The sequence below is a fragment of the Falsiruegeria sp. JB4-1 genome (assembly GCF_055693495.1).
In genome coordinates this window covers 66,433-86,020 of the sequence record NZ_JBVFTZ010000001.1, presented here as the reverse complement: position 1 = coordinate 86,020, position 19,588 = coordinate 66,433, and the positions used below count along the sequence as shown (strand labels likewise).

Below are 19,588 nucleotides of genomic sequence, written 5' to 3'. Positions count from 1 at the left end.
AATTAGGTATCCTTGGCAACGCGCGCCAGTGTGAGCACGAAAATATGATTTGCTCCGGCATCAAGGCAGGCTTGCGCACAGGCCGTAAGGGTTGCGCCTGAGGTCATCACATCATCCACCAGCAAAATATCGCGTTTGATCAAACGATGATGGCGTTTGGGGTGGACGGCGATGGCCTGCGACAGGATTCCGGTCCGCTCTTGCAAGGTTTTCCCTTCGAGCATCGGGGTTTTCTTGCTGCGGATCATCAGGTCCGGGCAGTGGGGCAGATTGGTTTCTGTCGACAGATGCTGCGCCAGTAATGCCGATTGGTTGTAGCGACGTTTTAGCAAGCGGGTCCAATGCAGGGGCACTGGCGCGATCAGCATATTGTCGTGCAACATGTATTTTGCGGCCTTTGCCATCCAAAGGGCAGCGGGACGCGCCAGCTCAGGTCGGTCGCCGTGTTTCAGAGCCAGAATCATCCGCCGCGCACGACCTGTATAAAGCAGAGCCGAGCGTCCGTCTTTCCACAGGCGCGGTGCGGCCATGCAGTCGTCGCATTCAATGCGGTACCCGTCCTGTTGACCGGGCAGGGGGTGCCGCAAGCCTCGCACACAGTACCCGCGATAAAGGGCGTGTCACGCCAACACGACCCGCACAGGCCAAAGTCGGATGTCACCAGATCGCCGCAGCCCAAACAGCGCGGGGGATAGATCATCTCGACAGCGGTTTGAATCCTGCTCCACATCGGATTAATTGCACCCCATGAGAATTCCACCCCAAGACACGCCAAAGCTGGTAGACAGCACCGCCCGCGCCGCCTATCGCCGTCGCATTCAGCCAGACGCATTGTTTCTGCACGATGCCGCGATCGACGAAGTGCAGGATCGCCTCTCGATGGTTAACAGAACCTTTACGGCGCCAGCGGTTGTGACACCGATGCCGCAGGTCTGGGCCGATGCGGTGCCCGGAGCAAGCGTGATCCGGGATGCCGAAGTTCTGGAGTTGGAACCGGGCGCGCATGATCTGGTGGTGCATGCCATGGGCCTGCACTGGGCCAATGATCCGGTTGGGCAGTTGATCCAATGCCGCCGCACGCTGAAACCTGACGGATTGCTTTTGGCGATTGCGCTGGGCGGTGAAACTCTGCGCGAGCTGCGCGCGGCCTTGGGGCAGGCCGAGGTCGAAGTGTCAGGAGGGCTATCCCCGCGAATCGCCCCGATGGCCGAGATTCGGGATCTGGGTGGGTTGTTGCAACGTGCAGGCTTTGCTTTGCCCGTGGCGGACAATGTAGACTTGCGCGCCGAATACAGGGACATCTGGCACCTGATGCGCGACTTGCGTGCGATGGGAGAGGCCAACGCCCTGCACGCCCGTCTGCGCCATCCTACGCGCCGGGCCGTATTCCAGCGGGCGCAAGAGCTCTACCAGAGCAGCTTTGCCACCAATCAAGGGCGCTTGCCCGCCACCTTTGATCTGATCTGCCTGACTGGGTGGTCGCCGGATGAAAGTCAGCCTAAACCCCTGCGCCCGGGGTCCGCGACGGCGCGACTGGCGGACGCGCTCAAGACCAAAGAAGGCAAACTGTCGGATTGACCCAAAGGGATTTCCGGTTATCTCAGCTTCAAAACACGACATATTCAGGACGCCAAACATGTTTGATGCCACCCGCCCCGCCCATGCGCCGACCGATCACCCAAAGGTAAAGTTCGGCAAGGTCGGTGTTTTGCTGGCCAATCTGGGGACGCCTGATGACTATTCATACTGGCCGATGCGGCGGTATCTGAACGAGTTTCTGTCGGACCAGCGGGTGATCGACTATCCAAAATGGAAATGGCAGCCCCTGCTGCAGTTGATTATCCTGACCAAGCGCCCTTTCACGTCTGGTGCGGCTTACAAATCCATCTGGAATCACGACCAGGGCGAAAGCCCATTAATGACGATCACCAAGGATCAGACCGCCAAAATGGCGGCAAGTCTGTCCGAACGCTATGGTGACCAGGTGATGGTGGATTTCTGCATGCGCTACGGCAACCCCTCTACGCAATCCAAAGTGCGAAATATGGTGGCCGCAGGGTGCGACAAGATTCTGTTTTTCCCGCTTTATCCGCACTATGCAGGGGCAACTTCGGCCACAGCCAACGACCAGTTCTTTCGTGCGTTGATGCAAGAGACCTGGCAACCGTCGAGCCGTACCGTAGCGCCCTATTTCGATCACCCCAGCTATATCGAAGCTTTGGCGCAATCGATCGAGCGAGCCTATGCAGATATGGCGACTCGCCCGGATGTTTTAGTCTGTTCCTACCACGGTATGCCAGAACGCTATCTACGGCAGGGCGATCCCTATCATTGCCAATGTGTGAAAACGACAAGGCTGCTACGAGAGCGTCTGGGATGGGATGAGTCCGAGATCATTTCAACCTTTCAATCTCGGTTTGGACCAGAGGAGTGGTTGAAGCCTTACACCGTGGATCACGTGGCGGATCTAGCCAAGCAAGGTAAGAAGAACATTGCCGTTTGTGCGCCTGCATTTTCCGCCGACTGCATCGAAACACTCGAAGAGATCAACGAAGAGATCAAGGAAAGCTTTGAAGAAGCAGGTGGTGAGCAGTTCACCTATATCCCCTGTCTGAACGACGATGACGCGCATATCGAGGCGCTGAGCACCGTGGTGGCAGAGAATCTAAAGGGCTGGATCGACTGACGCTGAACGGCCAGTTCCAGAAAATGAAAAAGGCGGTGGGTGACCACCGCCTTTTCCGTTTCAGCCGAAGCTGAAAAACTTAGCTCGAAGCAACAGCAGCACCGACCAGAACCAGCAGCAGCAGCGGCAGCAGGACACCCGACGACGAGCTTTGTGTTTCTTCAACGATGACCGGCGGTTCTACGACAGGCTCAGAGATGTTGCCAGCGTATGCGGTCGAAGCAGCGGCAGTCAGCGCAGCCGCGAGAACGAGTTTCTTCATATTAACCTCCAGAATTTGCGCGATTCGTCGAAAATGAACCGCGCAGCCAAGACTTACCTCGTGGTTTTTTCTAATCAGCTATGGGGTTGAATTGCAATTGCTACTTGCCCGGTAACTGATTCAGCGCGCCAAAATGTCGTCAAATTAGCAACACTTGTGTCCCGACCTTGGCCATCGAGAACAATTCAGAGATGTGCTCGTTGTAAAGGCCGATACAGCCGTTCGACGAGCGGCGACCGATTTTCCGCGTGTCGTGCGTACCGTGGATGCGGTAGTATTTCCAGCTCAGGTACAGAGCATGCGTTCCCAGAGGATTGTCTGGTCCGGGTGGAATGTGATCCGGCCATTCAGGATTACGTTTTTTCATCGAAGGCGTTGGTGACCAGCTTGGGCCCTCGACCTTACGAATGACGCTTGTGCGGCCCAGCCGGGTCAATTCCTCGGTCAGTGGAACAGAGGAAGGATAGAGTTTGTAGATCGATTGATCATCGGACCAATAGTGCAACGCACGTGATACGGTATCGACGAGAATCGCGCCATTTCGTGTGTTGGAAAAGTAGGGTTGCCAATTCTTTGCCCGGAAACTTGAAATGTTTCGTCGAACTTGTGGTTCGGGCTCCGGTGCAGGACGCAGAGGATCATTGGGAATATATTGCGCGACAGCCGGAGTACCCATTGTAGCCGCGGCTCCAACGAGAAAACTTCGACGCGTTGGGGATTCGAAAGACTTTTTGACCATGGCAGCAGACCTTTTTGTGTTCAGTCCAAGTATTTGACCCATAATATGACCCGAAAGCCTCAGTCGCAAATCAAACCGGCACTAATGCGCTAATTGTGGCAGAGATGCATTTGCGAAAGGGGGCATGTCGCGCTATCTGATGGTCCGGTAACATTTTCGGGGTGGCCTATGACGCGACTGATTTCCCTTTTGACAGTTCTGTTTTTGGGACTGGCAGCCTGTACGCCATCATCTGGTCCTTCACAGCTGGGTGCTGACGGGCAGCCTCTGCCGAAAGTTTATAAGATTCGCGGTGACTCTTCCAAGCTTCAGTTCCGAATGCTTGATTCGGTGAATGCCCTGCGTTCTGCATCGGGTTCTTCTCCTGTCGCATTGAATGCCCAACTTAACGCGGCTGCAGCAACGCACTCTCGCGACATGGCCGCGCAGAACCGTCCTTGGCATTTTGGATCAGACGGGTCATCGCCAATCGATCGTGTCGCGCGTGCCGGATATCCTGGGCCTTTGGTTGGCGAGGCGATCTCCGAGACCTATGAAACCGAGTTGGAAACGCTTGCGGCCTGGATGGAAGAACCGGGAAGCCGATCTGTCATTCTCGACCCAAAGGCAGTCAACATGGGCTTTGCCTGGTATCAAGAAAAAGGCGGCAAAATTTGGTGGACCTTGGAGATGGGGGGTAGCCCCACCTTCATTTCGCAAAGAAATAAGGCCCCGTGAGGGGCCTTTGTTTTTTGCAAAAAGCGCGCTTTAGGCTGCTTGCACGGACTGCCCTTCAGTCAGGATCGCGTACAGTTTGGTTGAATCCAAGTTCGCCCGCAATTTGGTGCACAAAGGCTGTTCGCGCAGGGTTCGGGACACCAATGCCAAAGCCTTTAGATGTTCCACCCCTGCTTCTTCAGGGGCAAACAGAGTAAAAGCAATGTCCACGGGCTGTCGATCGACAGCGCCAAAATCCATGGGTTTTTCCAGCATCACGAACACGCCAGTAACCGATTCGACGCCCGGAAGGCGCGCATGAGGCAGTGCAACACCATGCCCAACACCGGTTGGACCCAGGCTTTCACGTTCCATCAAAGCTTCAACGGTTGGTTGCGGATTCAAACCATGAGCAGCGTGCGCCACCTCGGCGATCTCTTGGAACAGCCGTTTCTTGCTTGAGGCTGCGGCAAATACCTTAACCGCCTCAGGCTTGAGGATGCTTGAAAGCTCCATATTTTGCGTGCTCCACTTTGGCGCCCCCTGATCCTCGTGTCTGAGGGCGGCCATTTGTTTCTCTTGCCTATTATGGATCGATCCAACCGATGTTACCGTCTTCGCGACGGTATACGACGTTCAATCCATCCTTGCCTTCGTTTCTAAAGACCAGAACTGGTGCGCTTACCAATTCCATTTGCATAACCGCCTCACCAACCGAAAGCGACGGGATTTTAGTCTCCATCTCGGCCACAATAATCGGCTGAAGCGACTCGGGCTCACTGTCGGCGTTCTGTTCTTCCGACGCGAGGATATACGAGGACGCGCCATAGAGTTCAACCGGCTCTGATCGATCCTTGTGGTGATCCTTCAGGCGACGCTTATAGCGACGCAGCTGGGTCTCCATCTTGTCACAACACGCTTCAAACGCGGCGTAGATCTCGTTGGCATGCGCCTTGGCCTGAGCCGTTAGGCCTGTTGAAAGATGAACGGTTGTTTCGCACACATATTCATGCGCCGAGCGGGAAAAGACGACATTGGCATCCGTGGGGCGTTCCGCGTATTTTGCGACCGCATCACCCAGTTCCGTCTGCACGTGAGTTTGCAGGGCTTCGCCGATATCAATCTGTTTTCCGCTGATTTGGTAACGCATGTGATCTCCTTCACAATTCTCACCCGCATTCACGCCCAAAAAAGGGACGCGCCTGTCAATAACGAGTGATTGGATTAGGCGTTTGCGTAGGTTGCGCCCTATTCGACCCTTCAACGAAGGGGCGAACCAAGACAGCACCGAACCGCAAGTTTGCCATACCCTGATTGAGGCAAGAGACGCGCCGAGAGTCAATCGAAAGCAACAAAGAAGTTACGTGAATCTTTTGAAGCATTGGCGGAGGTTTGCCGTAAGGCTATGAAATTCTGAAATTTTCGCCCAAGTAGACGCGCCGAACGTTTTCGTTGTCGACAACCTCTTCAGGCGTGCCAGACATAAGCACCTGACCGTCATGCAAGATGTAGGCGCGATCAACGATTTCCAGTGTTTCTCGGACATTGTGGTCGGTGATTAGCACTCCGATTCCACGTTTCTTGAGGTCAGCAACAAGGTGGCGAATGTCTCCGACGCTGATTGGATCCACGCCAGCAAAAGGCTCGTCCAGCAACAGGTACTTGGGGTCAGCTGCCAGGCATCGTGCAATTTCAACTCGTCGCCTTTCCCCCCTGACAACGCTAGGGCAGGTGCACGGCGCAGGTGTTCTACAGAAAAATCCGACAGTAATTCTTCCAGTCGTTCCTTACGCTTGTGGGCATGTTTGACGGTTACGTCCAAGACGGCTGAAATATTGTCTTCCACACTTAGCCCGCGAAAGATCGACATCTCTTGCGGCAAATACCCGATTCCCAAACGAGCACGGCGGTACATTGGCAAAGTCGTCACGTTCTGCCCGTCGATGGTGACCGAACCAGCCTCGGGGAAAACCAAGCCCGCGATGGAATAAAACGTCGTTGTCTTACCGGACCCGTTCGGGCCCAATAGTGCAACGACCTCGGATCGATCCAGAGACATCGACACATCCCGAATCACGGTCTTCTTGCTGTAGGACTTGCGCAGCTTTTCGATCTTTAGGCCTGAGGAGCCTTCGGTCACGCTGAGTTTCGGTTTCGCCATCAATTCTTTTCCGAGTTCAGAATTGTTTTTACTCGGCCAATCATCTGCGCTGTTCCTGTGATCAGATTGACGGTCATTTTGTTCGAGGTCAGGGCGTTTTGGCCCTGAGTCAGCAGCACGTCCCCGGTCATTACGATGATGCCGGTATCGATCGTATAGTCGGCACGTCGCGCTTGCGCTGCGTCAGGGCCATTGACCAAGACCACATCGCCTGTCGCTTCCATACGCTGAATGCCGGATTGCTCTTGATTGTATATCACCAGCACGCGTTGGGCTGACAGGCGCATTTCACCTTGTCCAACCAATACGTTGCCTTTGAACTCTGCCGATCCGTTTTCCTGGTTCACATCCAGCGTGTCGGCTGTGACCTCAACCGGCAGCGAAGGGTCCGCCTTGATCGCGCCAAATGCAACGTTGGTCCCCTGAGCCGACGCCGATGCCACGCCCAGGATAGAAAACATGCAGAAAATCAGAGCGCGAAAATAGATCACAGGTTATCTTTCTTGCTTTTGGGGATCGTATACCAGCTTCACCCCGTTTTTGAATACCATGAGGATGGGTCCATCGTCGTTTTTTGCCCCAATTTCCATGTTTCCAGCCGTGAAATCACCAATTGGGCCAGTTCCGGTGACCGTCCCTGGGGTTGAACCCCTGATCCCACTGAGGGTCGTGTTCAGCACTTCGGTCCGAATTTCGGTGCCATCGGTCGAGGTGATCCGCACATCACCCGAAAAGACGGCCATGTCCTCATCAAGAGCCACTTCTCCTAGATTTGAGGTCAAGCGGATGATCTTGCCATCGATCAGTTTGATCTGTGCGTCCAGCTCGGTTGCTTCAGCTGGCGAGTTTGGCCCGCCCGGTCGAGCGATCAGGGCGGTAACCAGTACTTCTTCGCCTTTGGCGGTGGTGCCCGAAAAATAGGGTTTCGTCACCTGCTGATCGCGCATCCGATCTGCCATATCCTGTTCAGCAAAGGGGATGGTGGCGTTGGGATCAACGCTGCGGGACAGCAGGAACACGGTCGACAACAGCGCAAGCGCCGCCAACGGCAGCAGCACCTTGAGCAGTTGAACCATGCGCGAATAGCCGTCCACCGTCCCGGATCCTTATCCCAGTCCGACGCGCAGGCAGTCGTGGATGTGCAGCAGACCTTGCGCCGGGCCTTTTGCGGCTTCGTCGGTGACAAACAGGCAGGTGATCTTGCGTTGGTTCATTACGGCCACGGCCTCTTCGGCGAGGGAATCGGCTGTGATCGTTGTCGGATCAGCGGTCATCACCTGTTCCGCGGTCAAATCCAGCAGCCCGTCCATGTTCCGCCGCAAGTCACCGTCGGTGATGATCCCGGCCAGCGATCCGTCCGCGTCCGTCACGCCCACCACCCCAAAGCCCTTTTGGCTGATCTCGATCAACGCCTCGCTCATCGGCGTATCGGCGGCGATCAGCGGCAGGGCATCGCCTGCATGCATCAGGTCGCTGACCTTGCTCAGGCGCGCTCCGAGTTTGCCGCCAGGGTGGAACTCGCGGAAATTCTCGGGCCGGAAGTCACGATATTTCATCAATGCAATTGCCAATGCATCCCCCATCGCCAGCGTCAGCGTGGTCGAGATCGAGGGCACCATGCCAAAGCCGCAGGCCTCGCCCCGTGCCGGGATCTGCAGGTGTACGTCCGCGTTCTTCATCAGCGTGCTGTCCATACGGCTGGACAGGCCGATGAGCGGGATCGAGAAACGGCGCGTGAACGCCAGCAGGTTCGCCAGTTCCGGTGCCTCGCCCGAGTTCGAAATCGCTAAAACAACGTCGCCCTCGGACAGCATGCCCAGATCGCCATGGCTCGCCTCGGCTGGGTGCACGAAATAGGCCGGAGTGCCGGTGCTGGCGAGGGTGGCGGCGATCTTGTGGCCGATATGGCCCGATTTACCGATGCCGCTAACGATAACGCGACCCTTGGTGTTCAGGATCAGATCAACGGCTTGCGCAAAGCGATCATCCAGCCCTTCGGCCAACGCTTCAAGCGCTTGGGCCTCATCTGTGATGACCTGCCGTGCGGTGCTGAGAAAGGACTGAGGATCGGTCATGAGTGCGCAAAGATATCCGTTTCGGGCCAGCCCGCCAAATCCAGCTTGGCGCGCATGGGAAGAAAATCAAAACAGGCCTGTGCCATTTCGGTACGGCCTTCGCGCGCTAGACGCTTGTTCAGCTCTTCGCGCAGTTTGTGCAGGTGCAACACGTCCGACGCAGCATAGTCCAACTGGGCGGCGGTCAGGGTTTCAGCGCCCCAATCGCTCATCTGTTGCTGTTTCGAGATGTCGACGCCGATCAGCTCTTGCGTCAGGTTCTTCAACCCATGGCGGTCGGTGTACGTGCGCACAAGGCGGCTGGCGATCTTGGTACAATAGACCGGGGCCGTCAGCGCGCCAAAGGCGTTGTACATCGCGGCGATGTCAAAGCGGCCAAAGTGAAAGAGCTTGAGCACATCGGGGTTCTCAAGCATTGCACACAGATTTGGCGCTGCAGTCTGACCCTTTTCGACCTGCACAATGTGTGAATCGCCGTCACCACCGGACATTTGGATCACGCACAAGCGATCCCGATGTGGGTTCAGGCCCATGGTTTCACAGTCGATGGCCACGATGGGGCCAAGGTCCAGCCCGTCAGGCAGGTCGTTCTTGTACAGGTGGTTTGCCACGAATGATGTCCTTTGCGCCGTATGCGGCTGAGATAGGGGGTTTGGGTGCCAAACTCAACTGCGATGGAGAAACCGGATAGAGCCGCCTTCCACACAGAGATTGATCTATCACAAACTCAACTTTGAGATCGCATGGTACGTCGGGGCAGTTCCCTGGAATACGATCAAGTTGCGCAACACCATGTCCCCTCACAAAACTCCTCTCTTTTCTTATGGATTTCGCCCGATGTTCTTGGGCGCGTCCTTGTTTGCGATCTTTTCCATTCTGGTCTGGATTTTGTCGTTAAGGGGCTCTGCTGAGCTACCTCTCTACGGTGATCCATACCTGTGGCACATGCATGAGATGCTCTTTGGCTATGTCTCGGCCGTATTAGCTCGGCTTTTTATTGACCGCCGTACCCAATTGGACAGGTCGCGCACCTGTTGCGGGGGCGCTGCTCGTTGGGTTGACGGGTCTGTGGATTGCAGGCCGTGTGGCTATGCTGTGGGGCAGTGGTTGGATGGCGGCCGTGGTCGAGGCGCTGTTTCTGTTGGCGGTTTTGGTGATTACAACTCGAGAAGTTGTTGCGGGGCGCAACTGGCGCAACCTGATGGTGGTTGGGCCAGTCAGTGTCTTTACCCTGGCAAATCTGGGTTTTCACGTCGAGGCCGTGCAGACCGGGAATGCCGAATACGCCACCCGCGCGGGCTTTGCCGCAGTCACCGTGCTGTTGCTGCTGATTGGGGGGAGGATCACGCCTGCTTTCACTCGTAACTGGCTGAAGGAACAAGGCAGCCCATATCTGCCGCCTGCCTTTGGTCGGTTTGACGCAGTCAGTCTTTTGGTCAGCGTTCTGGCGCTTGCCTTTTGGACTGCTTGGCCGGACACGGTCCTATCCAGTAGTCCCTTGGCAATCGCTGCCTTCCTGCAAGCGGTGCGTCTGGGGCGGTGGAGTGGGCTTCGTACCATTTCCAACCCCATCCTCTTTGCACTGCATGGGTGTTTTGCGATGATACCTCTGGGGTTATTCATGCTGGCCGTTGCTCCGTTTGACTGGGCCTTCTATGCCGCAGGTCTACACGTTATTGGCATCGCCGCGATCGGGGGAATGACGTTTGCCGTAATGCTGCGCGCCAGCATGGGCCACACTGGGCGTGTGCTGAAGTCGGACGCATGGATGAACGCGGCCCTGATCGCCTTGGCGCTGGCCGCCGGTGTTCGGGCGACTTGGTCTCTTTGGGGTGGGGCGGCCTGGATGCTGGATCTGTCTGCAGCACTGTGGGTTCTGGCCTTTGGTACCTTTGTCGTACGGGTAGGGCCGTGGCTTTTGCGTCCTTCAAAGGCTGCCTAGAAGGTTTGTCGGATGCGCACGGGTCCATTATAGAGTGGTCATGGCCAAAAAAACGGCAGGCAAGAAAAAGAGCAGATCCAAAGCAAAGACACGGTTCAATCCGTTGTCTTGGCTGTTGTCTTGGGCTGGCTTTATCGCTCTTCGCGGTACAACAATCTTGATCCTCACGGTTTTGGCGCTGGTTTTGTTGTACACATTCGTCAATCCGCCAATCACTCACACGATTTGGTCTGAAAAGCGCCGTTTGGGTTCGGTAGATCGTCAATGGATTCCGATCGAAGACATTGCTCCGGTTATGGCGCGATCCGCAGTCGCGGCTGAGGATGCGGATTTTTGTGTGCATTGGGGCTTTGACATCAAGGCGATTCGGGCTGCCATTGATTCGGGTAGCCGTCGGGGCGCGTCCACCATCTCTCAGCAGGTGGTCAAAAACGTGTTTCTCTGGCAAGGGCGCAGCTGGATTCGCAAGGCGTTGGAAACGTTGATCACGCCTGCTGTCGAAGCGATTTGGTCCAAGCGGCGCATTCTTGAGGTTTATTTAAATGTGGCCGAAATGGATGAGGGAGTATTTGGTGTCGGCGCGGCGGCCAAAGGGTATTTTGGCACAACCCCCGACAAGCTCAGCTCATTGCAGGCCGCGCGGATTGCGGCGGTGTTGCCTGCTCCCAAATTACGATCGGCTTCAAAACCCAGTTCAAAGGTGCGCAAGAGGACAGCTTCGATCATGGACGGGGCGGCCACCATCCGCGCAGATGGACGATCAGCGTGTTTCGAGGATTGAAAATCTCGACGCTACAGGGCATTGCTGAAGCAACACCATTCGTTCAACTGGATCACCATGGCGCGCTTATTTCACGTTCCCCTTTCCCCGTTTTGCCGCAAGGTTCGGCTGTCGCTTGCTGAAAAGAAGATCGAGGTTGAGCTGGTCGAAGAGCGATATTGGGAAGAGGATCCTGATTTTCTGCGTCGCAACCCGGCGGGCAAGGTTCCGGTGATCAAGCTAGACGGCAAAATGATGGCCGAAAGCTCTGCCATCTGCGAATACATAGAAGAAACCCGTCCGGAACCGCCCCTGATGCCCAAGGACGCTGATGCCCGGTACGAGGTGCGCCGTCTAATCAGCTGGTTTGACGACAAGTTCCATCACGAGGTGACGTCGAAGCTGCTCTATGAGCGGGTGAACAAGAAGATGACCGGCCAAGGCTATCCCGACAGCCGCAACGTCAAGGCTGGTTCCAAGGCGATCAAATACCATTTGGACTACATGACGTGGCTTCTGGACCACCGCCGCTGGCTGGCAGGGGACGCGATGACGCTGGCAGATTTCGCCGCCGCCGCGCATCTGTCGTCGCTTGACTATATCTCGGATGTGGATTGGAACCGCAGCCAGATCGTCAAGGATTGGTACGCCAAGATCAAATCGCGGCCTGCTTTCCGGTCAATTCTAGCTGATCAGATCCCGGGCTTTCGGCCACCGGCCCATTACGCCGATCTGGATTTCTGATAGACCTTTGGGCAGAGGCCCAAATCCAATGATCGTCAATTCAGACCTGAAACATAAACTGACCCAGCAAGCACTGGACGAAGGATTTGTATCTTGCCGGATCTGCCGCCCGTGGGACATCCCGCACGTGCCTAGGCGGTTGGCCGCCTTTGTTGAGGCCGGGTATCACGGGCAGATGGGTTGGATGGCCGAACGCATGCATTGGCGTGGAAACCCCGCCAAGCTTTGGCCCGAAGCGCGATCCGTGATCATGCTGGCCGAAAGCTATGCACCGGATCACGACCCGCGCGCCATTCTGGGCCATCCGGATCGTGGCGCGATTTCGGTCTATGCGCAGAACAAGGACTACCACGACCTGGTCAAGAAGCGCCTTAAACGTCTGGCGCGCTGGTTGATCGCCGAGGGCGGCGGAGAGGTGAAGGTTTTCGTTGACACTGCACCAGTTTCTGAAAAGGCGCTGGGCATGGCCGCCGGTTTGGGATGGCAGGGAAAGCACACCAACCTTGTAAGCCGCGATTGGGGCAATTGGGCCTTTTTAGGGTCTGTTTTTACAACAATCGACCTGCCTGCAGATGCACCCGAAGTCGACCATTGCGGCTCTTGTCAGTCCTGCGTTGTGGCCTGTCCAACCGACGCCTTTCCCGCGCCATATCAGTTGGACGCGAGGCGTTGCATTTCGTACCTGACAATCGAGCACAAGGGCCCGGTGGACGAAGAGCTGCGCGGCAAGCTGGGCAACCGCATCTACGGCTGCGACGATTGCCTGGCGGCTTGCCCTTGGAACAAGTTTGCGGTTGCGGCGAGTGACATACGCTATGCCGCGCGAGAAGAACTGAAATCCCCGGCTTTGGCAGAGTTGGCCGCTTTAGACGACTCGGCGTTCCGGGCGTTTTTTCGGGCTCGCCGATCAAGCGGATTGGACGGGACCGGTTTGTCCGCAATGTGCTTTATGCCATTGGCAATTCTGGCGATGCGGCGTTGATGCCAACTGCGCAGGGTTTGACCCAAGATCCGGACGCAACGGTGGCTGACGCTGCCCGTTGGGCCGTGGAACAATTGCAATAAGTGACGCAAACAGGCAGGACGTGTCGCGCGAACTCGCTATGTGGTGAGGTCACGACGCGAATGGAGGATCAAGATGGCGCTGTCATTGGGTGTGGATACCGGCGGAACCTATACGGATGCGGTGTTGATCCGGGACGAACGCGATGTCATCGCCACGGCCAAGTCGCTGACGACGCGGGCTGATCTTGCGATTGGAGTAGGCAAGGCGATCAAATCGGTTTTGGCGCAGGCGGATTTCAGCGCCGATCAGGTGACGTTGGCTTCATTATCAACCACGCTGGCCACCAATGCCTTGGTCGAGGGCCAAGGTGGGCGGGTTGCGCTGATCTACATCGGGTTTCGCGAGCAGGATTTGGACAAACATGGACTGTCGGACGCGCTCAAAGGTGATCCGGCGCTGGTGATCGCAGGCGGGCATAGCCACGCGGGCAGTGAAAAGACGCCGTTGGATGTACCCGCTCTTGAAGCGTTCATTGATGGCAATGCGGGTATCTCCGGCTATGCGGTTGCAGCGCAGTTCGCAACGCGCAACCCCGCACATGAGCTTGAGGCCGCCCGAATCATCACCGAACGCACCGGGGTTCCGGTGACCTGCTCACACCAACTGTCGGCCAAGCTGAACGGCCCCAAACGGGCGGTAACAGCCGTTTTGAATGCGCGTCTGATCGGCATGATCGACCGTCTGATCGGGCGAGCGCAGGACACTCTGATCGATCTGGGGATCACGGCACCAATGATGGTGGTACGCGGTGATGGCGCGCTGATGAGCGCCGAACAGGCGCGCGAGCGGCCAATCGAAACAATTCTGAGCGGCCCGGCGGCCTCAATCGTGGGTGCTTGCTGGCTGACTGATACGCAAAACGCGTTGGTTTCAGATATTGGCGGAACCACGACGGATGTGGCTCTGATCAAAGGTGGAAAGCCCGCGATTGACCCCGCAGGTGCGCGGGTTGGCGGGTTTCGGACCATGGTCGAGGCGGTCGCGATGCGTACCAGTGGACTGGGTGGTGACAGCCAAGTTCACGTCGTGTCCGAGGGGCTGTTAGGTGGTGTCTTTCTTGGTCCGCGTCGAGTTGTACCGGTTTCGCTGATCGCGTCTGAAGCACCCGAAGTGGTGCACAGCGTGTTGGACACACAGTTGCATTCGCCAACACCCGGCGAACATGACGCCCGCTTTGCGCGGATCGTGCCAGGGGTGCCGATCGATGGTGTGGGCGAGCGTGAGGCGGTGCTGATGGAACGATTGGGGGGCCGCGTGGTGCCCTTGGATCAGGTGCTTCGCACGAGGATGGAACATGGCGCACTTGGCCGCCTGGTGGATCGAGGGATCGTGCAGGTATCCGGAGTGACACCTTCGGATGCTAGTCATGTTATGGGGCGCTTGGACACATGGGATAGGTCGGCGGCCGAAAAGGCGCTGGAGCTGTTTTCGCGCAAGCGTGTAGGCACCGGTGACCGGCTTGCTGCGACGCCAGAGAAGGTGGCGCAGATGATTATCGATCAACTGACGGAACAGACCACTTTGACCCTGTTAGAGACTGCTTTTGCGGAAGAGGACGAAGACCTCGGTGTTCCGCCTGAGCAATTGGCGCGCCACATTTTGCTGCAAAAGGGGCTGTCCAACCACCGGGGCCTATTGGCTCTTGATGCGGCGTTGAATGTTGACGTGGTTGGTCTGGGTGCATCCGCCCCAAGCTATTACCCGGCAGTGGGTGAACGCCTGCGCTGTCAGATGATACTGCCAGAGCATGTCGGCGTGGCCAATGCCGTTGGTGCGGTTGTCGGGCGCGTCACCTTCCGGCGCAGTGGCACGGTGACCTCTCCGTCCGAGGGGAAATACCGCGTACATCTGGAAACCGGGCCGCAGGATTTCACGGAATCTGACGCCGCCTTGGCCTTATTAGAGACTGTTTTGCGAGGTGAAGCCGAAGATGCGGCCAAAGCGGCGGGTGCGGCGGATATCCGGGTTCTGGTCGAACGAGACATCCGCACCGCCAAGGTTGAGGCGCGGGATGTTTTTGTCGAAGGCATGCTGACGGTAGAGGCCAGCGGACGGCCCCGTGTTGCGGTTGGTTAGCACCTAAAGCGACACAGTTGGCGGATTCCGGCAATCTTATGCCTCGGTCCTGATGCAGTCTGGACCGGCATCAAGGTGAGGATCGCAATGCAACATCGTCAGGACCGTATCAACTTGGCCGCTTGTCTGAGGCTAGCCGCCCGCAATGGATGGCAGAGGGGCGTGGACAATCATTTTTCTCTGGCGGTGGGTGAAAGGCATTTCCTGGTCAACGCCCGTGGTCTGCATTGGTCCGAGGTCACCGCATCGAACCTGTTGTTGGCCGATCACGGCGGCAATGTGGTTGAAGGAGAGGGGGAGATTGAGGCGTCGGCGTTTTATATCCATTCCCACATCCATCGAGCAGTGCCTCACGCACGCTGTGTTCTGCACGCGCATCCGACCTATTCCACGGCGCTTGGCTGCATCGAAGGAGGACGGCTTGAGAATTGCCATCAGGATGCTTTGCGGTTCTTGGGGCGGGTCTCATACGACGGTGATTTCAGCGGATCGGCTTTTGATGACGACGAGGGTGGGCGCATTGCGGCGACAATCGGAAACGGCAATATCGTGGTCATGGCGCACCACGGGATCACCGTGGTTGGGAAAACGGTGGCGCGGGCTTATGACGATTTCTACAATTTCGAAGTGGCTTGCGAATACCAGCTGACGGCCATGGCGTCGGGTCGTCCGCTTGCCATTCTACCGGATGATGTCGCGCAAAAGCTTGCGGCCAGCATGTGGGATGAACGGCAGATCGACTTTCACTTTGAGGCGATGAAACGGCTGTTGGATCGAGACGAGCCAGACTATGCCAATTGAAAACCGCCCCACCGAGGTCGGCGGGGCGTGTATTGATGCTTTACTCTGCGGCTTCTGACCGCTTGGGCAACACCCAATCGGGGCGCGCGAAATGGCAGGTATAGCCGTTTGGAATACGCTCCAAGTAGTCCTGATGTTCGGGTTCGGCGTCCCAGAAATCACCCACAGGCTCCACCTCGGTCACGACCTTGCCGGGCCACAGACCACTGGCGTTCACATCAGCAATGGTATCCAGCGCAGTAGCCTTCTGCGCCTCATCCACATAATAGATCGCCGAGCGATAGCTCATGCCCATATCGTTGCCCTGGCGGTTCACCGTGGTCGGGTCATGGATCTGGAAAAAAACTCCAGCAGCTTACGATAGCTGATCTGCGCAGGATCAAAGAAGATCTCGATCCCCTCGGCATGGGTGCCATGGTTGCGATATGTGGCATTGGGAACATCCCCGCCGGTATAACCCACGCGGGTTCCCGAGACGCCAGGCATTTTGCGGATCAGGTCCTGCATACCCCAGAAACAGCCACCTGCCAGAACGGCGCGTTCAGTGCTCATGCGATATCCTCCACTTGATTGATGTAGTCGCCATAACCTTCGGCCTCCATGTCGTTGCGATGCACGAAACGAAGCGAGGCAGAGTTGATGCAATACCGCAGCCCGCCACGGTCCATCGGGCCGTCGGGAAAGACATGTCCAAGGTGGCTGTCACCATGGGTCGAGCGGACCTCGGTCCGGATCATTCCTAGGGTGCGGTCTTCGAGCTCTTGCACATGGGCCGGTTCGATGGGCTTAGTGAAACTGGGCCAGCCACAGCCGGATTCGTATTTGTCGGACGAAGCAAACAGTGGTTCACCTGATACGATGTCCACATAGATGCCCGGTTCCTTGTTGTGCAGCAGCTTGCCGGTGCCAGGGCGTTCAGTGCCGCTGTTTTGGGTCACATAGAACTCTTCCCGTGACAGGGCGGCGATAGCTTGAGGATCTTTGGTATAATTGGTCATGCGATCTCCGGTTCTTTTCCTGTCTGCAAAATTGGGGCCAAATGCCGAAAAGCAAAGATATGTTTCAGCTAGATAGCAACAACGTGCACATCATCCAAACAGCTTCGATAACCGTGACCTGCGATTTGTAACGCGTTCAGACAGATAATGCACGTTGGTGGCGTTGATCGGTCTTACCAATTGAGCTGAATTGCATTCCAAAACGGTACCTAACCGATCATCAGCGCGACGTAAATTCTCTGACTGCCCCAACGTCGTGTTTGTCTAGAGGACAATTGCCCATCTAGGTTTTGATCTACGACTTTATCCATACTTCAAAGGTTTTGTGTGTCTGAATCACTTAAATTGCAACGTCACTTTCTACCGATTGATGATCTAAGCTTGAGTTATGTCGAGCGTCACGCCGACTTACGAAGGCATGGCCCGACGTTGCTTTTTGCTCATGCCACTGGGTTCCATGCGCGTATCTGGGATCAAGTGATATCCCACCTGCCAGCGGTTCATTCGATTTGTGTCGATTTGCGCGGCCATGGGCAATCGACCGGGGGGCCGTTTTCGGATTGGAGGGATTTGGGGAGTGATCTGAATGAATTCATTCGGGCCATGAACCTCGATGACCTAATTTGTGTGGGACACTCTTTGGGTGGTCATGTGTTGGCACAGGCCGTAGCCAGAAACCAGGCAATCGTGCAAACGTTGGTTTTGGTGGATTCAGTCATAATGCCGCCGGAAATCTACGCCATTGGTAAGTCGCTGTTTCCAAAAGATGTTATGCACCCTGCAGCTCAAAGAAAGCGAAACTTCTCGTCGGTTCAGGAAATGGTCGATCGGTTTCGGTCCCGCTCACCATATTCATTGTTCACTCCGCAGGCCTTGCAAGATTATTGCGAACACGGCCTGCGTGCCGATGGCGAGGTTTTGACCTTGGCATGTCCGCCTGAAGTTGAGGCAAGCTCATATATGTCGGCCATGACAGGTGCGTTCATTATTGACGTACTAGAACAAATTTCCTGTCCAACAGTTGTATTGCGAAGTCACACGATGGATTTGAATTCTTTGTCTGACTTCACACGGTCACCAACTTGGCCAGGGTTGGCTGACGCCTTGCCAAACGCAACGGACATTCATCGCCCTGATCTTACGCATTTTATGCCAATGCAAGACCCGCAATTTGTTGCTACAGAGATAATGAAGGCCGCAGGCTTAGGTGCAAAATAGACCCCTCAGGTCTGCTGTTTCATCAACTGAGACAGCAAGTCGATTTCGGAGCCAAGATTCGAGGTAACCAATCCGTTGGCAGCGCCCAACCGAGCCTTCTCCGACTTGTTTTGGTTGAGTTTCCATGTGCCATGAATGTCTTTGATGTAAAATCGGCAAGGTACGATCATACGCTGCATTCTGTTTAACGTGTCGGCATCCATCTTACCCGTTGTCCAAGGCTTTTTGGGCGATAATCGACCCTCGAATACCTCTGCTTGCCGGTCCAGCAAGTCGCGCAACTCGCTCTGTGGCCGCAATTCTAAGCGCCCTTCAAGGTGCACAGCTACGTAGTTCCACGTCGGAACTTGGTCAGGGACGCCATACCAATCAGGCGAGACATAGGCATCCGGCCCAGTCACGGCGATACTGGCAGAACACGGCTGCTTCAGCGCTTGAACTATCGTATTGGATCGAACCAGATGCAGTTCCACCTGCTCATCGTCGGGTGTCACGATAAAGGGAACATGACTGAGTATAGGTACCCCGGCGTACTGAATGGCAAGCATTCCAAAACCTCTTTCGCGAGCAAAGGCTAGGTTGGTGTCTCGGTCATTGGTTCGAAAGGCCGGGTTTGGATGCATGGTTTTTCCTTTGGATTGCACAATCTGTCTTGCAGATCGCTCACCCGATTGGCAATGTCCGTCTCATTCTCAGGGCGGGGTGGAATTCCCCACCGGCGGTATGCGGGCAACAGCCCCGTGAGCCCGCGAGCGGCCCTCCTGCGGAGGGTGTCAGCAGATCTGGTGAGATTCCAGAGCCGACGGTTACAGTCCGGATGGAAGAGAAACGTGCAGGACGGGCCAAAGCCCGGCCCTGTCCGTAATCGCCTTGGGTGACGTGTCAGAACCAAAAGGAGATTACGATATGACACACACCCGCTATGCCTTCATCAAGGCGCAATGGCATGCAGACATCGTAGACCGTGCGCTCGATGGATTTCAGGAATTGATCCCCGCCGATCAGGTAGACGTCTTTGACGTTCCGGGCGCCTTCGAGATGCCTCTACTGGCTCAAGAGCTTGCCAAGACGGGCAACTATGCTGCCGTAGCTTGTGCCGCTTTTGTGGTGGACGGTGGCATCTATCGCCACGATTTCGTTGCGCAAGCCGTGGTAGATGGCCTGATGCGCGCTGGCATGGATACCGGAGTTCCTGTTCTTTCGGTCTCACTCACGCCGCATCAATATCAGGAAACCGACCATCACAATGCGATTTATCGTTCACATTTTGTGGAAAAGGGTCGCGAAGCGGCCCGTGCCGCACTGATGATCGGTCGCACTCGAGAAAGTCTTGGACAATCTGCTGCGGCCTGACACCGGGGAAA

General features: G+C 56.2%; 20 protein-coding genes, 5 pseudogenes and 1 riboswitch. Of the genes and pseudogenes, 12 read left to right on the top strand and 13 right to left on the bottom strand.

Annotated elements, in window-relative coordinates; all coding sequences use genetic code 11:
• Positions 1–2: 2 nt before the first annotated feature.
• A pseudogene (locus tag ACZ1HE_RS00465) lies at positions 3–730 on the bottom strand (ComF family protein).
• Between the two features lie 17 nt (positions 731–747).
• Between ACZ1HE_RS00465 and ACZ1HE_RS00460 the strand changes: the two are divergent.
• Together ACZ1HE_RS00460 and hemH are read left to right on the top strand one after the other, a co-directional pair.
• The gene (locus ACZ1HE_RS00460) at positions 748–1,578 is read left to right on the top strand and encodes a methyltransferase domain-containing protein (protein WP_472619104.1); all 831 of its coding nucleotides are present in this window, start codon (positions 748–750) and stop codon (positions 1,576–1,578) included.
• Positions 1,579–1,636: 58 nt separating this feature from the next.
• Entirely contained in the window at positions 1,637–2,686 is a 1,050-nt protein-coding gene (gene hemH, locus ACZ1HE_RS00455) for a ferrochelatase (protein WP_472619103.1), read from the top strand.
• A gap of 79 nt (positions 2,687–2,765) precedes the next feature.
• Here the strand turns inward: hemH and ACZ1HE_RS00450 are convergent, their stop codons facing one another.
• Together ACZ1HE_RS00450 and ACZ1HE_RS00445 are read right to left on the bottom strand one after the other, a co-directional pair.
• Positions 2,766–2,948 (bottom strand): hypothetical protein, encoded by a 183-nt coding sequence (locus ACZ1HE_RS00450; protein ID WP_472619102.1) that lies wholly within the window; start codon positions 2,946–2,948, stop codon positions 2,766–2,768.
• A gap of 139 nt (positions 2,949–3,087) precedes the next feature.
• On the bottom strand, positions 3,088–3,687 hold the full coding sequence (locus ACZ1HE_RS00445; RefSeq protein WP_472619101.1) for a L,D-transpeptidase: 600 nt from the start codon (positions 3,685–3,687) through the stop codon (positions 3,088–3,090).
• A 168-nt stretch (positions 3,688–3,855) separates the two neighbouring features.
• Here ACZ1HE_RS00445 and dalA point away from each other — a divergent pair, with 168 nt between their 5' ends.
• On the top strand, positions 3,856–4,404 hold the full coding sequence (gene dalA, locus ACZ1HE_RS00440) for a divisome-associated lipoprotein DalA (protein ID WP_472619100.1): 549 nt from the start codon (positions 3,856–3,858) through the stop codon (positions 4,402–4,404).
• A gap of 30 nt (positions 4,405–4,434) precedes the next feature.
• Here dalA and ACZ1HE_RS00435 read toward each other — a convergent pair whose 3' ends face one another.
• The 7 genes and pseudogenes from ACZ1HE_RS00435 to ACZ1HE_RS00405 form a co-directional block, all read right to left on the bottom strand.
• On the bottom strand, positions 4,435–4,899 hold the full coding sequence (locus tag ACZ1HE_RS00435) for a PTS sugar transporter subunit IIA (protein ID WP_472624283.1): 465 nt from the start codon (positions 4,897–4,899) through the stop codon (positions 4,435–4,437).
• 70 nt (positions 4,900–4,969) lie between these two features.
• Positions 4,970–5,533 (bottom strand): ribosome hibernation-promoting factor, HPF/YfiA family, encoded by a 564-nt coding sequence (hpf, locus tag ACZ1HE_RS00430; protein WP_472619099.1) that lies wholly within the window; start codon positions 5,531–5,533, stop codon positions 4,970–4,972.
• A 253-nt stretch (positions 5,534–5,786) separates the two neighbouring features.
• A pseudogene (gene lptB / locus ACZ1HE_RS00425) lies at positions 5,787–6,544 on the bottom strand (LPS export ABC transporter ATP-binding protein).
• Positions 6,544–7,035, bottom strand: coding sequence for an LptA/OstA family protein (locus tag ACZ1HE_RS00420; protein ID WP_472619098.1), 492 nt, complete (start codon positions 7,033–7,035; stop codon positions 6,544–6,546). Before ACZ1HE_RS00420 ends, lptB begins: the two are co-directional and overlap by 1 nt.
• Before the next feature lie 3 nt (positions 7,036–7,038).
• Positions 7,039–7,638 (bottom strand): LPS export ABC transporter periplasmic protein LptC, encoded by a 600-nt coding sequence (lptC, locus tag ACZ1HE_RS00415; protein ID WP_472619097.1) that lies wholly within the window; start codon positions 7,636–7,638, stop codon positions 7,039–7,041.
• A 12-nt stretch (positions 7,639–7,650) separates the two neighbouring features.
• Positions 7,651–8,619, bottom strand: a complete 969-nt coding sequence (locus ACZ1HE_RS00410; RefSeq protein WP_472619096.1) for a KpsF/GutQ family sugar-phosphate isomerase — start codon at positions 8,617–8,619, stop codon at positions 7,651–7,653.
• Entirely contained in the window at positions 8,616–9,230 is a 615-nt protein-coding gene (locus tag ACZ1HE_RS00405; protein ID WP_472619095.1) for a ribonuclease D, read from the bottom strand. Before ACZ1HE_RS00405 ends, ACZ1HE_RS00410 begins: the two co-directional genes overlap by 4 nt.
• Before the next feature lie 181 nt (positions 9,231–9,411).
• On the opposite strand from ACZ1HE_RS00405, the pseudogene ACZ1HE_RS00400 reads away from it, so the two are divergent.
• From ACZ1HE_RS00400 to ACZ1HE_RS00370, 7 genes and pseudogenes are all read left to right on the top strand, one after another.
• Positions 9,412–9,546: pseudogene (locus ACZ1HE_RS00400) on the top strand (NnrS family protein); the annotation flags it as partial.
• A gap of 70 nt (positions 9,547–9,616) precedes the next feature.
• Positions 9,617–10,561, top strand: a complete 945-nt coding sequence (locus ACZ1HE_RS00395) for an NnrS family protein (RefSeq protein ID WP_472619094.1) — start codon at positions 9,617–9,619, stop codon at positions 10,559–10,561.
• Between the two features lie 40 nt (positions 10,562–10,601).
• Positions 10,602–11,342 carry a monofunctional biosynthetic peptidoglycan transglycosylase gene (gene mtgA, locus ACZ1HE_RS00390; protein WP_472619093.1) on the top strand — a complete coding sequence of 247 codons (741 nt, stop codon included), beginning with the start codon at positions 10,602–10,604 and terminating at the stop codon, positions 11,340–11,342.
• Between the two features lie 57 nt (positions 11,343–11,399).
• Entirely contained in the window at positions 11,400–12,065 is a 666-nt protein-coding gene (gene fzlA / locus ACZ1HE_RS00385) for an FtsZ-binding protein FzlA (protein WP_472619092.1), read from the top strand.
• A 28-nt stretch (positions 12,066–12,093) separates the two neighbouring features.
• Positions 12,094–13,130: pseudogene (gene queG / locus ACZ1HE_RS00380) on the top strand (tRNA epoxyqueuosine(34) reductase QueG).
• A 73-nt stretch (positions 13,131–13,203) separates the two neighbouring features.
• Positions 13,204–15,207, top strand: coding sequence for a hydantoinase/oxoprolinase N-terminal domain-containing protein (locus ACZ1HE_RS00375; protein ID WP_472619091.1), 2,004 nt, complete (start codon positions 13,204–13,206; stop codon positions 15,205–15,207).
• An 87-nt stretch (positions 15,208–15,294) separates the two neighbouring features.
• Entirely contained in the window at positions 15,295–16,008 is a 714-nt protein-coding gene (locus ACZ1HE_RS00370) for a class II aldolase/adducin family protein (RefSeq protein WP_472619090.1), read from the top strand.
• A gap of 40 nt (positions 16,009–16,048) precedes the next feature.
• On the opposite strand, the pseudogene msrA reads toward ACZ1HE_RS00370, so the two are convergent.
• Positions 16,049–16,560, bottom strand: a pseudogene (msrA, locus tag ACZ1HE_RS00365) (peptide-methionine (S)-S-oxide reductase MsrA).
• A complete protein-coding gene (gene msrB / locus ACZ1HE_RS00360; protein ID WP_472619089.1) occupies positions 16,557–17,006 on the bottom strand; it encodes a peptide-methionine (R)-S-oxide reductase MsrB in 450 nt (149 codons plus the stop codon). The pseudogene msrA and the gene msrB overlap by 4 nt, the downstream one beginning before the upstream one ends.
• A 327-nt stretch (positions 17,007–17,333) precedes the next feature.
• Here msrB and ACZ1HE_RS00355 point away from each other — a divergent pair, with 327 nt between their 5' ends.
• A complete protein-coding gene (locus ACZ1HE_RS00355; protein WP_472619088.1) occupies positions 17,334–18,224 on the top strand; it encodes an alpha/beta fold hydrolase in 891 nt (296 codons plus the stop codon).
• A gap of 5 nt (positions 18,225–18,229) precedes the next feature.
• On the opposite strand, the gene ACZ1HE_RS00350 is transcribed toward ACZ1HE_RS00355, so the two are convergent.
• Entirely contained in the window at positions 18,230–18,847 is a 618-nt protein-coding gene (locus tag ACZ1HE_RS00350; protein ID WP_472619087.1) for an FMN-binding negative transcriptional regulator, read from the bottom strand.
• A gap of 61 nt (positions 18,848–18,908) precedes the next feature.
• Positions 18,909–19,057, top strand: a riboswitch (FMN riboswitch).
• Positions 19,058–19,130: 73 nt separating this feature from the next.
• Here ACZ1HE_RS00350 and ACZ1HE_RS00345 point away from each other — a divergent pair.
• Positions 19,131–19,577 carry a 6,7-dimethyl-8-ribityllumazine synthase gene (locus tag ACZ1HE_RS00345; protein WP_472619086.1) on the top strand — a complete coding sequence of 149 codons (447 nt, stop codon included), beginning with the start codon at positions 19,131–19,133 and terminating at the stop codon, positions 19,575–19,577.
• Positions 19,578–19,588 lie beyond the last annotated feature (11 nt).

Bases quoted from the DNA above. Each gene is read 5' to 3' on its own strand.
- ACZ1HE_RS00370 (WP_472619090.1), top strand. From the start codon at position 15,295: ATGCAACATCGTCAGGACCGTATCAACTTGGCCGCTTGTCTGAGGCTA.
- ACZ1HE_RS00445 (WP_472619101.1), bottom strand. From the start codon at position 3,687: ATGGTCAAAAAGTCTTTCGAATCCCCAACGCGTCGAAGTTTTCTCGTT.
- ACZ1HE_RS00450 (WP_472619102.1), bottom strand. From the start codon at position 2,948: ATGAAGAAACTCGTTCTCGCGGCTGCGCTGACTGCCGCTGCTTCGACC.
- ACZ1HE_RS00460 (WP_472619104.1), top strand. From the start codon at position 748: ATGAGAATTCCACCCCAAGACACGCCAAAGCTGGTAGACAGCACCGCC.
- msrB (WP_472619089.1), bottom strand. From the start codon at position 17,006: ATGACCAATTATACCAAAGATCCTCAAGCTATCGCCGCCCTGTCACGG.
- ACZ1HE_RS00345 (WP_472619086.1), top strand. From the start codon at position 19,131: ATGACACACACCCGCTATGCCTTCATCAAGGCGCAATGGCATGCAGAC.
- dalA (WP_472619100.1), top strand. From the start codon at position 3,856: ATGACGCGACTGATTTCCCTTTTGACAGTTCTGTTTTTGGGACTGGCA.
- ACZ1HE_RS00410 (WP_472619096.1), bottom strand. From the start codon at position 8,619: ATGACCGATCCTCAGTCCTTTCTCAGCACCGCACGGCAGGTCATCACA.
- hemH (WP_472619103.1), top strand. From the start codon at position 1,637: ATGTTTGATGCCACCCGCCCCGCCCATGCGCCGACCGATCACCCAAAG.
- ACZ1HE_RS00435 (WP_472624283.1), bottom strand. From the start codon at position 4,899: ATGGAGCTTTCAAGCATCCTCAAGCCTGAGGCGGTTAAGGTATTTGCC.
- ACZ1HE_RS00375 (WP_472619091.1), top strand. From the start codon at position 13,204: ATGGCGCTGTCATTGGGTGTGGATACCGGCGGAACCTATACGGATGCG.
- fzlA (WP_472619092.1), top strand. From the start codon at position 11,400: ATGGCGCGCTTATTTCACGTTCCCCTTTCCCCGTTTTGCCGCAAGGTT.
- ACZ1HE_RS00350 (WP_472619087.1), bottom strand. From the start codon at position 18,847: ATGCATCCAAACCCGGCCTTTCGAACCAATGACCGAGACACCAACCTA.
- mtgA (WP_472619093.1), top strand. From the start codon at position 10,602: ATGGCCAAAAAAACGGCAGGCAAGAAAAAGAGCAGATCCAAAGCAAAG.
- hpf (WP_472619099.1), bottom strand. From the start codon at position 5,533: ATGCGTTACCAAATCAGCGGAAAACAGATTGATATCGGCGAAGCCCTG.